Below are 15,849 nucleotides of genomic sequence, written 5' to 3'. Positions count from 1 at the left end.
CGGTTCCGGTCTGTCCGGCAGACCGGTCCGCGCGACTCATCGACCCTCGCTCAGCCGGCGTTCAGGCGCGGTCTGGCAGAACCGCCGAGCTTGCACAACGGCACCCCTTCGGCCGCCCTTCAGCACGGCGCGCGCTTCGCTGCGCAGCGCCTGCGAAGGCTGGCCGCAGAGGAGTCAGAGCGGAGCCAGACTGCGCCTCAAGCACCGGACAGGGCGGCGATCCTGTCCGGCGCGGCGGCGTGCTCGACTTGACCCGCGCCCGGCTTCACGCTTGGGTTGCCTCAACAAAGGATCGCGCAGGGTCTCCGCGCGTTCTGCTACACAGAAGTCCCGATGCAGGCGCGGCCAGGTTCTCGGCCTGACCCGCGCCCATGATCCGGAGCCGACCCGCGTGGCACGCCTTGTGATCGTATCGAACCGCGTCGCCATCCCGGAGGATGGCGGCAAGGCGGTTGCGGCGGGCGGCCTCGCCGTTGCCGTGAAGGAGGCGTTCACCGCCTACGAGGGGCTGTGGTTCGGCTGGAGCGGCAACATCACGGAGGAGCCCTCCGAGGAGCCGACCCTGATCGACCGCGGCCGGGTCCAGTACGCCGTGGTCGACCTCTCGCCGCAGGACCACCTGGAATATTACGCCGGCTTTGCGAATCGGGCCCTGTGGCCGATCATGCATTACCGGCTGGGCCTGGGCGCCTTCTCGCGCTCGGATTATGCCGGCTACAGCCGCGTCAACCGCACCTTCGCTCGGGCGCTCGCCAAGTTGGTCGAGCCCGACGACATCATCTGGGTGCACGATTACCACCTGCTGCCGCTGGCGGCCGAATTGCGCGGCCTCGGGCTCGACAACCCGATCGGCTATTTCCACCACATCCCCTGGCCCGCCGCCGACGTGTTCAACTCGCTGCCGGCGAGCACCGAGCTGCTGCGCGCCATCGTCGATTACGACCTGATCGGCCTGCAGACTGAGGCCGACGTACAGAACCTCCAGCGCAACCTGGTCGACACCCAGCGGGCGATCCCGCTCGGCGGCGGCTCGCTGATGGTTGACGGGCGCCGGACCCGGATCCGCGCCTTCCCGATCGGCATCGACGTCGCCGGCTTCAAGGAGGCCGCCGACAAGGCCAATGCCAACAAGGTGGTGCGCGAGACCATCGCGGGCCTGCGCACCCGCAAGCTGCTGATCGGCGTCGACCGGCTGGACTATTCCAAGGGCGTGTCCGAGCGGATGGAGGCGGTGGAGAGCTTCTTCGCCTCCAATCCCGACCAGCGCGGCAACGTCACCTACATCCAGATCACCCCGAAATCCCGCAGCGAGGTGCCGGAATACGAGCAGCTCGCCCGGGACGTGAACGAGAAGGTCGGCGAGATCAACGGCTCGCTCGGCGACCCGGCCTGGACGCCGATCCAGTACATCACCAAGGCGTATCCACGCCCGGTCCTGGCCGGCCTCTATCGGGCGGCCCGGGTCGGCCTGGTCACGCCGATGCGCGACGGCATGAACCTCGTCGCCAAGGAATACGTGGTCGCGCAGAGCGAGGACGATCCCGGCGTTCTGGTCCTGTCGAAATTCGCCGGTTCGGCCCGGCAGATGCCGGAAGCGCTGCTGATCAACCCCTACGACCGGTTCGAGGTCGCCGAGGCGATCCGCTCCGCCCTGTACATGCCGAAGGCCGAGCGGCTCGCGCGCTGGAAGCCGATGGTCGAGCGCATGACCCGCGAGGACGTAGATTGGTGGGCGCGCAACTTCCTGTCGGAGCTGGAGAATTTCCGCACGATGGAACGCGAGCCTCCAACGGCCGCCGCGGCTGCCGAGTAGCCGGTTCTTTCTCGCTGGCACCGACCATGTCGATACAGCTTTGAGGCGCCCTCGCAGGCCGCGCCGCGCCCCCTCTCCCGTGCGGGAGAGGGTTGGGGTGAGGGACCCGGTCTTTCCGGATACGGGACGCCCCTCACCCTGTCCCACTTCCGCACGGGAGAGGGGACCCGAGCCGCATCCGGCCGACGACGTTGTTCCAAGCGCCTTGCCGGGCCCGGTGGTCAATCTCGCCCGCCGCCACCGGCACGCCCATCGCCCCAACTCCCAAAAAACCGGACCCTGCCCATGATCGCCGTCGATGACGGGGTGCCGGCGCCGCTGGGCGCGCATTTCGATGGGCGCGGGGTGAACTTCGCCCTGTTCTCCGAGCACGCCACCGCGGTGGACATCTGCCTGTTCGAGCCGGGGGAACGGCACGAGACCCGCACGGTCCGGCTGCCCTGCCGCACCGACGACGTCTGGCACGGCTACCTGCGCGGGGTGCTGCCGGGCCAACTCTACGGCTACCGGGTGCACGGGCCCTGGGACCCGGCGAACGGCCACCGGTTCAACGCCTCGAAGCTGGTGCTCGACCCCTATGCAAGGGAGATCCGCGGCCGGATCCGCTGGCACGACGCGCTCTACGGCCATCGCCGGGCCGGCGACAACCGCCGGGAGGACCGGATCGACCGGCGCGACAGCGCGGTCTACATGCCCAAGGGCGTTGTCACCGCCCCCGAGGTGCCCGACCTCGCCCTCGCCCCCGTGCGCCGGCCGCTCACCGAGACGGTCATCTACGAGGCCCACGTCAAGGCGCTGACCCGCACCCATCCCGACATCCCCGAGGCCGAACGCGGCACCTACGCGGCGCTCGCCCACCCGGCGATCATCGAGCACCTGGTCAAGCTCGGCATCACCGCCCTGGAGCTGCTGCCGATCCAGGCCTTCGCGGACGACCGCTTTCTGGTCGAGAAGGGGCTCGTCAATTTCTGGGGCTATCAGCCCCTGAACTACTTCGCCCCGGACCCGCGCTATCTCGGGGAGGGCGGTCTCGGCGGCCTCAAGGCCGCGATCCGCGAGCTCAACGCCGCCGGGATCGAGACCTGGCTCGACGTGGTCTACAACCACACCGCCGAGGGCGACCACAGCGGCCCGACCCTGTCGTTCCGCGGCATCGACAATGCCAGCTACTACAAGCTCGACCCCGCGGACCGGCGCCGCACGATCGATTGCACCGGCTGCGGCAACACCTTCGACGTGAGCCACCCGCGGGTGATGCAGCTGGTGCTGGATTCCCTGCGCCACTGGGTCACCGCCTACGGCATCGCCGGCTTCCGGTTCGACCTCGCATCGAGCCTCGGGCGATCGCCCCTGGCGTTCACCCCGCAGGCGGCCTTCTTCCAGGCGGTGGCGCAGGATCCGGTCCTCGCCCGGGTCAAGATGGTGGCCGAGCCCTGGGATATCGGGGAGGGGGGCTACCAGCTCGGCGGCTACCCGCGCGGCTGGAGCGAGTGGAACGACAAGTTCCGCGACGCCGCCCGCGGCTTCTGGAAGGGCGATTCCGGCACCCTGGCGAAGCTGACCCAGGGGCTGACCGGCTCGCGCGAGGTCTTCGCCCCGTCCCGGCGCTCGCCGCTGGCCAGCGTCAACTTCATCGCCAGCCACGACGGCTACACCCTGGCCGACACGGTGGCCTACGAGCAGAAGCACAACGCGGCCAACGGCGAGGACAACCGCGACGGCCACAACCACAATGTTAGCTGCAATTACGGCTTCGAGGGCGACACCGACGACGTGGGCATCCTGAGCATCCGCGCCCGCCAGAAGCGCAACATGCTGGCCACGGTGATGCTGGCCCAGGGCGTGCCGATGCTGCTGATGGGCGACGAGCGCTCCCGCAGCCAGGGGGGCAACAACAACGCCTATGCCCAGGACAATCCGACGAGCTGGATGGACTGGTCCAGCGACCCGGACCCGAAGCTCGCCGCGTTCGTGGCGAACCTCCTGGCCCTGCGCCGGGCGCAACCGGCCCTGCGGCGGCGCAGCTTCTTCACCGGCGCCCCGATCGGCCCGGACGCCCCCTTGCGGGACGTGCACTGGCTCGCCCCCGAGGGCACCGAGATGGAGAACCGCCATTGGGCCGATGACGGCCTCCAGGTGTTCGGCATGCAGATCGGCAATGACGGGGCCGGCGACCGCCTGCTGCTCCTGTTCAATGCCGGAGTGGAGGCCCTCGACTTCCGCCTCGCCCCGGTGATCGGCGGCCCCTGGCAGCCGGTCTTCGACACCGGCGAGGCCACCGGCACGGCTCCGCCGGGCGCCCCGTCCTACGGGCCGGACGACGCGGTGCCGCTGCCCGGCCGCTCGGTCCTGGTGCTCACCGCAGCGGGCGTCGGCGCGCGGAGCGGGTGGGTGCCGACGGGTTGAGAGCGCGCCGGTCGAAGCGAGATGAGATGATTGCGCTCGGGGGGTCCGGCGCGTTATGTTGCCTGATCATACGATTTGTTGAACATCGTCGGAGCATCGCCATGGCTGGAGATCGTTCGCAGCCGAGGCAGGCCTCAGGGATTGAGACATCCCTGGCCCCTTCCGTCACCGCCGTCATGGCCCGCGCGCAGGCAAGCGGCCTGACCCGGGGCAAGGCTAGCCGGATCTCTGGACGCGTCGCGCCCGAATTGATCGAACGCGCCAAGGCCCGGACTGGGCTTCACTCCGATACCGCGCTGATCGAGTTCGCGCTCGCCAACATCGCCATTGAGGATGGCTTCGCGGACGTATTCCGCACGCTGCGGGCATCGGTCGACCCGGAACTCGACCTGAGCTTCTAGCGCGTGGTCTTCACCTTCAAGGCCGCGGAACGGCTGCGTCGGCAGGGACCGAAGACGGCGTTGCAGCGCCGGGACGATACCGCTTTGCCCTTCCTGGACGCGCAGGCGCAGGCGGGGCGCCCGCTTTTGCTCGATACCTGCGTCTACATCGACCAGATGCAGGGGAGGGCACCGCCCCTGGTCGAAGACCTCCTCGGCATCCGGATCGTGAACCACAGCACCGTGGCCATCCAGGAGTTGATGCACACGGTGGGGGTCCTCGATCCCAGGGACCCTCGCAGCGCCCAGGCCGTCGCGGCGATCGGAACCGCGATCGACGCCATGCCGGCGCACCGGATCTTCACGCCCGACGCCGAGATCCTGGGAAGCGCCGCCGTCTATGCGGGCATGCTCTGCCGGATCCAGGGCTATGCAAAGGACGACCGCATGGGCGCACTCCATGATTGTGTCCTGTTCCTGCAGGCGCTCAAGCTCGGCTTCTGCGTGCTGACGCGCAATCTGCGGGACTTCGACGCGCTGCTGCAGATTCGCCCGGACGGCCAAGTCCTGTTCTATCGAACCTGATTCGATCGGCGATCACCTCGACCCCCGCGCCATTTTTCGCACGGTTGTCGTCTCATCACGCCGCCATGGCTGCGCTGCGGGAACCGGATCGAACCCGGGGCCTTCTCCCACGACAACGAGCCCTGCCGCGCTTGTCCCCCAGGGCGCACGGCCAACGACGAGGATTGTGGCCCGATGCGGCGCGCCCACAGCATGGATTTCGGAGCCGAGATGGTGGAGGGCGGCGTGCGCTTCGCCCTCTGGGCGCCGACCGCCAAGAGCGTCGAGCTCGTCGTCGACGGCATCGCCCATCCGCTGCCCGAATCCGGCGGCGGCTGGCGGCGCACCGCCCTGCCCGGGGTGAAGCCCGGCGCCCGCTACGGCTTCCGGATCGACGGCGACCTCGTGGTGCCGGACCCCGCCTCGCGCTTCCAGCCGGACGACGTTTCGGGCCTGAGCGAGGTGGTCGATGCCCGCGCCTTCGCGTGGTCCGACGAGGCCTGGACCGGGCGGCCGTTCGAGGAGGCGGTGATCTACGAGTGCCATGTCGGCACCGCGACCCCGGAGGGCACCTATGCCGGCCTGCAGGCGCGCCTGCCCGATCTCAAGGCGCTCGGCGTCACCGCGATCGAGCTGCTGCCGCTCGCCGACTTCAAGGGCTCGCGCAACTGGGGCTATGACGGCGTCCTGCCCTACGCCCCCGACGGCGCCTATGGCCGCCCGGACGACCTCAAGCGCCTGATCGACGCCGCCCACGAGCTCGGGCTGATGGTCTATCTCGACGCGGTCTACAACCATTTCGGGCCGGCCGGGAATTACCTCCACGCCTACGCCAAGACCTTCTTCACCGAGCGTCACCAGACGCCGTGGGGCGCGGGCATCAATTTCGACGGCAAGGAGAGCGGCGCCACCGTGCGGCAGTTCTTCATCCAGAACACCCTGTACTGGCTGGAGGAATACCATTTCGACGGCCTGCGCTTCGACGCCGTCCACGCGATCCTCGACGATTCACCCCGCCACTTCCTGGCCGAGCTCGGCGAGACGGTCCGGCAGACCTTTCCGGACCGGCAGATCCACCTGATGCTGGAGAACGAGGCCAACCAGGCGCGCTGGCTGGAGCGCGACGCCGCCGGGCGGCCGAAGATGCATGACGCGCAATGGGCCGACGACCTGCACCATTGCTGGCACGTGCTGCTCACCGGCGAGGAGGCCGGCTATTATCAAAGCTTTGCCGACAAACCAGTCGAACACTTAGCCCGCTGCCTGGCGGAGGGCTTCGCGTATCAGGGCGAGCCGTTCTCGACGCTGGACAACCATCCGCGCGGCGAGCCCTCGGGCCACCTGCCGCCCTCTTCCTTCGTGACCTTCCTGCAGAACCACGACCAGGTCGGCAACCGGGCGCTCGGCGAGCGGCTGAGCCATCTGGCGGATCCCAAAAAGCTCGATCTCGCCCGGGCCGGTTTTCTGCTGGCGCCGCAGATCCCGATGCTCTGGATGGGCGAGGAATGGTCGGCTTCGACGCCGTTCCTGTTCTTCGTCGACTTCGCCCCGGATGAGGAATTGAACAAGGCGGTGCGCGACGGCCGCCGCCGGGAGTTCAAGAGTTTTGCGGCCTTCGCCGACGACACCTCGAAGATCCCGGATCCCACCGAGCGCGAGACCTTCGAGGCCTCGAAGCTCGACTGGTCCGAGCGCGAGCGCGCGCCGCACCGGGAGGTGCTGGCCGAGACGACGCGGCTCCTCGGCCTTCGCCGGGACGTGGTCGTGCCGCTGGCGAAGTCCGGCTACCAGGGCGCCGCCGCGACCCTGCCGCGATCCGACGTGGTCGATTGCACTTGGCGGTTCGGCGCCGGCACCCTGCGGTTCGTTGCCAATGTCGGCGACGCGGCCTTCGCGGTGGATCCGGGCGGTGCCCGGGTGGTCTGGACCAACGCCCCTGATAAGACCGGACGGGACCTGCCGTCCTGGACCGGCCTGTTCCTGACGGAGCCCCGCTCGTGAGCGCCCTCGAAAAGCTCGCCGACCTCGTCGGCGTCGCCGCCGGCTATACCGACGCTTTCGGCCAGCCGGTGGAGACCTCCCTGGAAGTGCGGCGCGGCCTGCTGGCGGCCCTCGGCTTCGCGGTGGAGGACGAGGCCGGCGTGGCGCAGAGCCTCGCTCAGGTCGAGGCCCTGCGCCGGGGCCTGGTGCCGCCGCTCCTGCCCGTGGAGGCGCGCCGCGCCGCCCGGGTGCCGGTGCGCGTCGAAGACGGTGCCCCGCACACCCTGGTCTGGCGCCTCGTGGACGAGCGCGGCGCCGCCCGCGAGGGCCGGGCCAACCCGCAGGGTCCGGAGCCGGGTTTCGAGCTGCCGCCCCTGACCCCGGGCTACCATCGCCTCACCGTCCAGGCCGGCCGGATCCGGGCCGAGTCCTGGGTGATCGCCGCGCCCCAGCGCTGCTGGCGCCCAAGGCCTTACACGGAGGAGGGCGCCTCCGATTGGGGCCTGGCCGCCCAGCTCTACGGCCTGCGCTCGGCCACCAATATCGGCATCGGCACCTACGCGGATGCCGGCGAGGCCGCCCGCGAGGCGGCGTTACGCGGGGCGGCGTTCCTGGGGCTCAGCCCGGTCCACGCCCTGTTCGGCTCCGACCGGACCAAGATCTCGCCCTATTCGCCGTCCTCGCGGCTGTTCCTCGAGACCCTGTTCATCGCGCCGCGCAGCTTGCCAGGGCTCGCCGGCTCCCGGGCCGAGGCGCTCTTGGCCGACCGCGCCGACGCGATCACGGCGCTCCGCGAGGCGGCCCTTGTCGATCACCAGGGCGTGGCCGACGTGCTCGACCCGGTGCTGCGCGCCCTTTGGCTGGACTCCCCGGCCCGGGCCGGTACCGATGCCGAATTCGAGCGCTTCCGCCAGGAGGGCGGCCCGGACCTCGCCGCCCACGCGGTGTTCGAGGCCTTGTCCGAGCATTTCCGGCAGCAGGGCGCCCATTGGCTCGGCGACTGGCCCGAGGAATACCGCCGCGCCGGCACGGACGCCGTCGTGGCCTTCGCGGCCGAGAAGGCCGAGGCGGTCGCCTACCACGCCTGGCTGCAATACCTCGCCGACCGCCAGCTCGCCGCGGCCTCGGCGGCGGCGCTCACGGCTGGCATGCGGGTCGGGCTCTACCGCGACCTGGCGGTGGGCGCCGACCGCGGCGGCTCCGAGATCTGGTCGCATCCCGAGCGTTTCGCCGACCGGGTCTCGATCGGCGCGCCCCCGGACCTCTTGGCCCCCAAGGGCCAGAACTGGGGCCTGCCCGCCTTCGACCCTCTGGAGATGGAGCGGGACGGCCTCGCAGCCTTCCGCGCCCTGGTTCAGGCCAACATGCGCCATGCCGGCGCGATCCGGATCGACCACGCCTTCCAGCTCGCCCGGCTGTTCCTGATCCCGCTGGGGGCGGGCGCCCATGCCGGCGCCTACGTGGCGATGCCGTTCGAGCCGATGCTGGCGGTGCTGCGGCTGGAGAGCCACCGCAACAAGTGCCTGGTCATCGCCGAGGATCTCGGCACCGCGCCCGAGGGTTTTTCCGACGCCCTGATGCGGGCCGGCGTGCTCAGCTACCGGATCCTCGCCTTCGAGCGGGAAGGGGACGGCCGGTTCAAGGCCCCCTCCGCCTATCCGCGCGACGCGCTCACCGCCATTACCACCCACGATCTGCCGACCTTCGTCGGCTGGTGGCGCGGGGTCGACACCGACACCCGCCAGTCACTGGGCCTCTACGATCACGAGCGCGCCGAGGCCGAGCGCAACGAGCGCGTGGTCGAGCGCCGCCGCCTCACCGAGGCGCTGGCGGCCGAGCAGCTTCTGCCGTCGGCCGAGCCCCCCGAGGCCGCGCCGTTCGAGGCCGCCGCCCGCTACCTCGCCCGCGCCCCCTCGATGCTGACCGCCGTGCAGTACGAGGACGTGGTCTCCGAGCTCGCCCAGGCCAACGTGCCGGGCTCCACCGAGGGCTACCCGAACTGGCGGCGCAAGCTCGACCGGGATCTCGTCGAGATCGCCGCCCCCGGCGGCCCGCTGGCCAAGCTGGCGGCCTCGCTCTCGGCCGAGTCGCGGGGGCCGCGCTCCGGCTCAGCCCGGCTGGCGGCGCCTCCGCCGCAATCGACCTACCGGCTGCAATTCCACAAGGACTTCACCTTCGCGGACGCCGAACGGATCGTCCCGTATCTGAAAAAGCTCGGGATCAGCCACGTCTACGCCTCACCGCTCCAGAAGGCGCGACCCGGCTCGACCCACGGCTACGACATCGTCGATCACGGCGCGATCAATCCAGAGCTCGGCGGCGAGGCCGACTTCGTCAGGCTCTCCGAGACCCTGCACGGGCACGGGCTGAAGCTGCTCCTCGACATCGTGCCCAACCACATGGGCGTCGGCGGCTCCGATAACCCGTGGTGGCTCTCGGTGCTCGAATGGGGCTCCCTGTCGCCCTTCGCGGACGCGTTCGACATCGACTGGCAGCGCCTCGGCGCCGGCCGCAACCTGGTGATCCCGTTCCTGGGCGACCGCTACGGCGAGGCCCTGGAAAAGGGCACCCTGGAGCTGAAGTTCGATCCCGAGACCGGCGCCTTCAGCGTCTGGCACTACGAGCACCAGCTGCCGATCCGCCCCCTGAGCTACCCGACCATCCTCAACCGGGTGATCGCCGCCATCGGCGCGGTGGACGACGACACCACCGCGGAGCTGCTCGCCATCTCCGAGCGCCTGCGCGCCATGTCGATCGACACCGACGAGACCCGCCGGAAAAGCTTCCCCGAGGAGGCCGAGGGGCTCAAGCGCCGGCTCGCCGAGATCTACGGCGTCTCGCCACTGATCCAGGAGGCCACCGCCAGCACCCTGGCGCTGCTCAACGGCTTCAAGGGCCGCCCGGACAGCTTCGGGCCGCTGCACCGGCTGCTGGAATCCCAGGCCTACCGGCTGGCCCATTGGCGGGTGGCGTCGAGTGACATCAATTACCGCCGGTTCTTCGACGTGAACTCACTCGCCGGCCTGCGGGTGGAGTTGTCCGACATCTTCCACCGCTCGCACGAGACCGTGTTCCGGCACATCCGCGAGGGCCGGATCGACGGGTTGCGCATCGACCATATCGACGGGCTCGCCGACCCGCTGGGTTACGCGCGCGCGCTCCAGGCGGCGGTCGGGCCGGGCTTCTACGTCGTCGTCGAAAAAATCCTGGAGCCCGGCGAGCGGCTGCGGCCCTGGCCGGTGGCCGGGACCACGGGCTACGACGTGCTCAACCAGCTCGACGGCATCCTGGTGGACAAGGAGCGCCAGGGGAAGGTCCGGCGCCTCTATGAGTGGGCCTCGGGCTTCGACGAGCCCTACGGGTTCCAGCTCCGCGCCGCCAAGGCCGAGATCCTGGAGATCAGCTTCGCCAGCGAGCTGGAGGTGCTGACCACCGACCTCAAGGAGGTGGCCGATGCCGACCGTCGCACCCGCGACTTCACCGTCAACGCGCTCCGCCGAGCCCTGATCGAGATCATCGCCCGCTTCCCGACCTATCGCAGCTATCTGCCGCCGGAGCTGGAGGAGGGCGAGGTCGAGCCGGAGGACGTACGGCTGATCGAGGGCGCGGTCGCCAAGGCCAAGCGCTGGTCGGGCCTGCCCGACCGCTCGGTGCACGACTTCGCCGCCGACGTGCTGCTCGGGCGGATCGAGACCACGGGACCGGGCCGCCCGGACCCGCGAGTGGTCCTGCGCTTCCGCCGCCGGTTCCAGCAGCTCACCGGCCCGGTCATGGCCAAGAGCCTGGAGGACACGCTGTTCTACAGGTATGCCTGCCTGCTCGGCCTCAACGAGGTCGGCGGCGATCCCGGCGAGTACGGCATCGACGCCGAGCATTTCCACGACCTGCAGATCGCCCGCGCCCGGGACTGGCCGAACGCCATGATCACCACGGCGACCCACGATACCAAGCGCGGCGAGGATGCCCGGACCCGGCTGCTCGCCCTCTCGGAGATCCCGGAGGGCTGGGCCGGCGCCTGGGACCTGTGGCAGCGCACCGCCGGGCCGCACCTTGCCCGGATCGACGGCGAGCCGGCCCCGGACGCCAACGACCAGTGGATGTTCTTCCAGGCGATCCTCGGCGCCTGGCCGCTGGAGCTTTTGGAGCAGGACGAGACGGCCGCGATCGCGGATTTTCGCGATCGGCTGATCGCCTATGGCGAGAAGGCCATGCGCGAGGGCAAGCGCCGGTCGAGCTGGGTCAATGTCGACGAGGTCTACGAGGGCGCGGTCAAGAAGCTGTTTTCCGCGCTGATCGCCCCGGGCTCGGACTTCCTGCGCGAGTTGCGCCCCTTCGCCCGGCGACTCGCCCATCTCGGCATGCTCGCGGGGCTGGGCCGGACGGTGCTGAAATGCACCCTGCCGGGCCTGCCCGACACCTACCAGGGCACGGAAATCTGGGACTTCTCCTTCGTCGATCCCGACAACCGCCGCCCGGTGGATTACCCGGCCCTTGAGCGGATGCTGGAGCAGGGCGGCGCGCCGGCCGACCTGCTGCCGCACTGGCCGGACGGACGGGTCAAGCAGGCGACCCTGGCGCGGCTGCTCGCCGAGCGGGCCGAGCGCCCGGCCTTCTACGCCAGCGCGGCCTACGAGCCGGTGGAGGCCAAGGGCGCCCGGGCGGCCCACGTGATCGCCTACCTGCGGACCGATCCCGGCGAGGAGGGCGGCGACCTGTTCGTGGCGGTGCCGCGCCTGTTCGCCACCATCCTCGGCGAGGCAATCTGGTCCGGCGAGGCCTTCGCCGGCACCCGGGTCGATCTCGGGGCGGGCACAACCTGGCGCGACATCGTCTCGGGGCAGATCGTAGAGACCGGAGGGGAGGGGGTCGATCTCGGCCAGCTCCTGCGCGACCTGCCCTACGCGGTCCTGCGGCGGGAGGGGTGATCCTCTCCGTCATTGCGAGCGGAGCGAAGCAACCCAGAGAGACGCGACGATCTGGGGACGCGCGCTGCCCTGGGTTGCTTCGCTTCGCTCGCAATGACGCCGGTCGCTTTGGCAGGCCCCTCGCGGCCCTGTCATGCGAATCTGCTGAGAGGCGGGTGGCGCGGACCTGACCATCCGCGCCGTCCCACGCAAGGCACGCCCGTGCGGTTCGGGCGTTACGACACATGGATCAGGAGCCAGAGGCCAGCATGAACGCACCGACCACCGCCGCTGCCACCGCCGCCGCGACGACCGGAGCCGTCCTGCCCGCGTCCCTGGCGCCCCGCGCCGAGGGGCCCCGGATCTACAACCTGTTCCCGCTCCTGGTCGGGCGGGTGTCCGACTGGGCGGCCGAATTGCCCCGGATCGCATCGCTCGGCTTCGACTGGATCTACCTGAACCCGTTCCACCAGACCGGCGGCTCGCGCAGCCTCTACGCCGTGGCCGATCCCGAGCGGCTCGACGAGCGGTTCCGGGACCAGGACGGCACGCCGGACGACGAGCAGATCCGCCGCTTCTGCGCCGCCGCCCGGGCGGCCGGCCTGTCGGTGATGAGCGACCTCGTGATCAACCACACCGCCGACAACGCCCGGCTCGCGGTGGAGCGGCCCGACCTGTTCATGAAGGAGCCCGACGGCTCGATCATGCATCCGGCCGCGGTGGACCCGGACGATCCCACGATCCGCACTGTCTGGGGCGACCTGGCCGAGCTCGACTATCACACGCCCGCCGCCCGGGACGAGCTGACCCGGATCTGGGGCGCCTACGTCGCCCGGCTCCAAGAACTCGGCGTCGCCGGCTTCCGGTGCGATGCCGCCTACAAGGTCCCGCCGGAGACCTGGCGGGTCCTGATCGGCGAGGCCAAGGGCCGCGATCCCGCCTGCCTGTTCGCCGCCGAGACCCTGGGCTGCACCTTCGAGGAGGCGAAGGCCACGGCCGGCGCCGGCTTCGACTACCTGTTCAACTCCTTCGCGTGGTGGGACCTGAAGAAGCCCTGGGCTCTGGAACAGTATGACCGCCTGCGGGTGCTGGCGCCCTCGATCGCCTTCCCGGAAAACCACGACATGCAGCGCCTAGCCGCCGAGATCGGCGGCGGTCCCGAGGCGGTGGCGCGGCACCTGCGCACCCGCTACGCGCTGGCCGCCTTCTTCTCGGCCGGCGTGCTGATGCCGATCGGCTACGAATGGGGCTACCGGCGGGCGCTGCACGTGGTCGAGACCACCCCGCGCGACCGGGAGAACGACACCGGCATCGACATCTCCGCCTCGATCCGGGCGATCAACGCCCTGCGGGCCGAGCTGCCGGCCGCCAATGTCGAGGGCGCGCAGCTGCGCATCTCGGCCCCCGACAGCGACCTCGTGGCGCTGGCCCGCTTCGACACCGGCCATCCGGCCTCGGCGCGACACGCGCTGATCGTGCTCTACAACCCCTCGGACAAGCCGGTGCCGGTGGAGGCGGGCTCGCTCATCGCCCGGACCGGCGGGATGCTCGGCCCCTTCGTCGACCGGACCCCCGAGGCCGAGCCCATCGCCTTCCATCCCGGCAGCGCCATCGACCTGCTGCCGGGCGAGCTGCGCATCCTCAGCGCCAGCGCCGCCCAGGTCGCCCAGCTGCCCGAGCGCGACACGCCGGACGGGGAGGGCCGTGTGGTGATCGAGGCCGTGAGCCCCGAGATCGACGGCGGCCGCTCGGCGGTGAAGCGCATCGTCGGCGAATCCCTGCGGGTCGAAGCCGACATCTTCTCCGACGGCCACGAGGTGCTCGACGCCGCGATCCTGTCGCGGGTCGCCGGCACCGAGGCGTGGCGCGAGGACCCGATGGTCTTCGTCGACAATGACCGCTGGGCCGGGCAATTCCCCCTGGAGCGCAACGCCCGCTACGAGTTCACCCTGATCGCCTGGCGCGACCCGTTCTCCTCCTGGGTGCGCGACACCCTGAAGAAGCGCGCCGCTGGCGTCGACATCCGCCTGGAGACCATCGAGGGCGTCACCCTGGTCGAGACCGCGGCCTCGCTGGCCCGCGGCCGGGCCGCCGGGCGCGACGCGGAGCGGCTCGCCGCCCTGGTGGCGGCGCTCGCCGCGGAGGAGACCGGCTCGGCCGCCCAGCTCGAGCGGATCCTCCAGCCCGAGGCCGCCAGCCTCGTGCGCCGGAACGCCGAGCGGGTGAATCTCAGCCGCTATCCCGTGACCCTGCCGGTGATCGCCGACCGCCTCGCGGCCCGGTTCTCCGCCTGGTACGAGATCTTTCCGCGCTCCCAGTCGATGGACGTGAACCGCCACGGCACCTTCGACGACGTGATCAAGCGCCTGCCCGAGATCCGCGAGCTCGGCTTCGACGTGCTCTACTTCACGCCGATCCACCCGGTGGGCCGGACCAACCGCAAGGGCAAGAACAACACCCTCAAGGCCGAGCCCGGGGATGTCGGCTCGGTCTACGCGGTCGGCGCGGAGGAGGGCGGCCACGAGGCCGTGCATCCCGACCTCGGAACCCTGGAGGATTTCGAGCGGCTGGTGGCGGCGAGCCACGCTTACGGCATGGAGATCGCCCTCGACTTCGCGATCCAGTGCTCGCCGGACCATCCCTGGATCAAGAACCATCCGGAATGGTTCGAGTGGCGTCCCGACGGGACGCTCCGCTTCGCCGAGAACCCGCCCAAGAAGTACGAGGACATCTCGAACGTCCATTTCTACGGGGGCGCCCTGCCCTCGCTCTGGATCGAATTGCGCGACATCCTGCTCGGCTGGTGCGCGCGCAGCGTGCGCATCTTCCGGGTCGACAACCCGCACACCAAGCCGATTCCGTTCTGGGAATGGGTGATCGCCGAGGTGAACGGCCGCTATCCCGACGCGCTGTTCCTGGCCGAGGCCTTCACCCGGCCGAAGATGATGAAGAAGCTCGCCAAGGCCGGCTACCAGCAGAGCTACACCTACTTCACTTGGCGCAACACCAAGCAAGAACTCACCGAGTATGCCCTGGAGCTTGCCGGCGAGATGGGCGAGTACTACCGCCCGAACTTCTTTGCGAATACGCCCGACATCAATCCGTACTTCCTCCAGACCAGCGGACGCGCGGGCTTCGTCATTCGCGGCACGCTCGCCGCGACCCTGTCGTCGGTCTACGGCATCTACAACGGCTTCGAGCTGTGCGATGCGGCGCCCTATCCGGGCAAGGAAGAGTATCTCAACTCCGAAAAATACGAGCTGAAGGCTTGGGACTACGACCGGCCCGGTAACATCCGCGAGCACATCGTCAAGCTGAACAAGATCCGGCGCGAGAACCCCGCCCTCTGGGACTTCCGCAACGTGGTCTTCACCGGCGCCTTCAACGACCAGGTCATCGCCTACGCCAAGGCGACGCCGGAGCGCGACAATTGCGTCTTCACCATGGTCAACCTCGATCCCAAGAACCGTCAGGAATGCACCTACGAGGTGCCGCTCTGGCTGTTCGGCCTGCCGGATGACGGCGCCGTGGAGGTTGAGGACCTGCTCCAGGGCTACACGTTCGAGCTGCGCGGCAAGACCCACCGGATCGCGCTCGATCCGGCCGAGCGATCCTGCATCATCTGGCGTCTTCGGGCGCCGCGGCGGGTTGCGGGCTGAGGCCGCCCATGGCACCTGACCATGACTCCTGATCCCGACGACGGGCTCGCCCGTCGCCGACACTTGCGCCGCGCGGCCGATCGCCCGCGCCCCGGCCGGCTCCCGCCGCCGGTCCCAGTCCCTTCGACCGATGAGGCAGCGAC

General features: G+C 70.1%; 7 protein-coding genes. All 7 read left to right on the top strand.

What is annotated here, in order from left to right:
• The first annotated feature begins 391 nt into the window (after positions 1 to 391).
• The 7 genes from BM228_RS17170 to BM228_RS17140 all read left to right on the top strand — a co-directional run bounded on the left by BM228_RS17170 (position 392) and on the right by BM228_RS17140 (position 15,706).
• Entirely contained in the window at positions 392 to 1,813 is a 1,422-nt protein-coding gene (locus tag BM228_RS17170) for an alpha,alpha-trehalose-phosphate synthase (UDP-forming) (RefSeq protein ID WP_092042583.1), read from the top strand.
• A 285-nt stretch (positions 1,814 to 2,098) separates the two neighbouring features.
• Entirely contained in the window at positions 2,099 to 4,219 is a 2,121-nt protein-coding gene (glgX, locus tag BM228_RS17165; RefSeq protein WP_092042581.1) for a glycogen debranching protein GlgX, read from the top strand.
• Between the two features lie 176 nt (positions 4,220 to 4,395).
• The gene (locus tag BM228_RS17160; RefSeq protein WP_167367756.1) at positions 4,396 to 4,620 is read left to right on the top strand and encodes a hypothetical protein; all 225 of its coding nucleotides are present in this window, start codon (positions 4,396 to 4,398) and stop codon (positions 4,618 to 4,620) included.
• 3 nt (positions 4,621 to 4,623) lie between these two features.
• Positions 4,624 to 5,184, top strand: coding sequence for a type II toxin-antitoxin system VapC family toxin (locus BM228_RS17155; RefSeq protein WP_092042578.1), 561 nt, complete (start codon positions 4,624 to 4,626; stop codon positions 5,182 to 5,184).
• A 174-nt stretch (positions 5,185 to 5,358) separates the two neighbouring features.
• Positions 5,359 to 7,164 carry a malto-oligosyltrehalose trehalohydrolase gene (treZ, locus tag BM228_RS17150; protein WP_092042576.1) on the top strand — a complete coding sequence of 602 codons (1,806 nt, stop codon included), beginning with the start codon at positions 5,359 to 5,361 and terminating at the stop codon, positions 7,162 to 7,164.
• Entirely contained in the window at positions 7,161 to 12,068 is a 4,908-nt protein-coding gene (locus BM228_RS17145) for a malto-oligosyltrehalose synthase (protein WP_092042574.1), read from the top strand. Before treZ ends, BM228_RS17145 begins: the two co-directional genes overlap by 4 nt.
• 248 nt (positions 12,069 to 12,316) lie before the next feature.
• Positions 12,317 to 15,706, top strand: a complete 3,390-nt coding sequence (locus BM228_RS17140) for a maltotransferase domain-containing protein (protein ID WP_092042573.1) — start codon at positions 12,317 to 12,319, stop codon at positions 15,704 to 15,706.
• Positions 15,707 to 15,849: the final 143 nt, after the last annotated feature.

This window comes from Methylobacterium pseudosasicola, assembly GCF_900114535.1.
Lineage (GTDB): Bacteria > Pseudomonadota > Alphaproteobacteria > Rhizobiales > Beijerinckiaceae > Methylobacterium > Methylobacterium pseudosasicola.
The sequence above is the reverse complement of the archived record's forward strand: the minus strand, read 5'-3'. Positions and strand labels throughout refer to the sequence as shown.

Coding starts and splice junctions, on each gene's coding strand:
- glgX (WP_092042581.1), top strand. CDS start 2,099: ATGATCGCCGTCGATGACGGGGTGCCGGCGCCGCTGGGCGCGCATTTC.
- BM228_RS17160 (WP_167367756.1), top strand. CDS start 4,396: ATGGCCCGCGCGCAGGCAAGCGGCCTGACCCGGGGCAAGGCTAGCCGG.
- treZ (WP_092042576.1), top strand. CDS start 5,359: ATGCGGCGCGCCCACAGCATGGATTTCGGAGCCGAGATGGTGGAGGGC.
- BM228_RS17140 (WP_092042573.1), top strand. CDS start 12,317: ATGAACGCACCGACCACCGCCGCTGCCACCGCCGCCGCGACGACCGGA.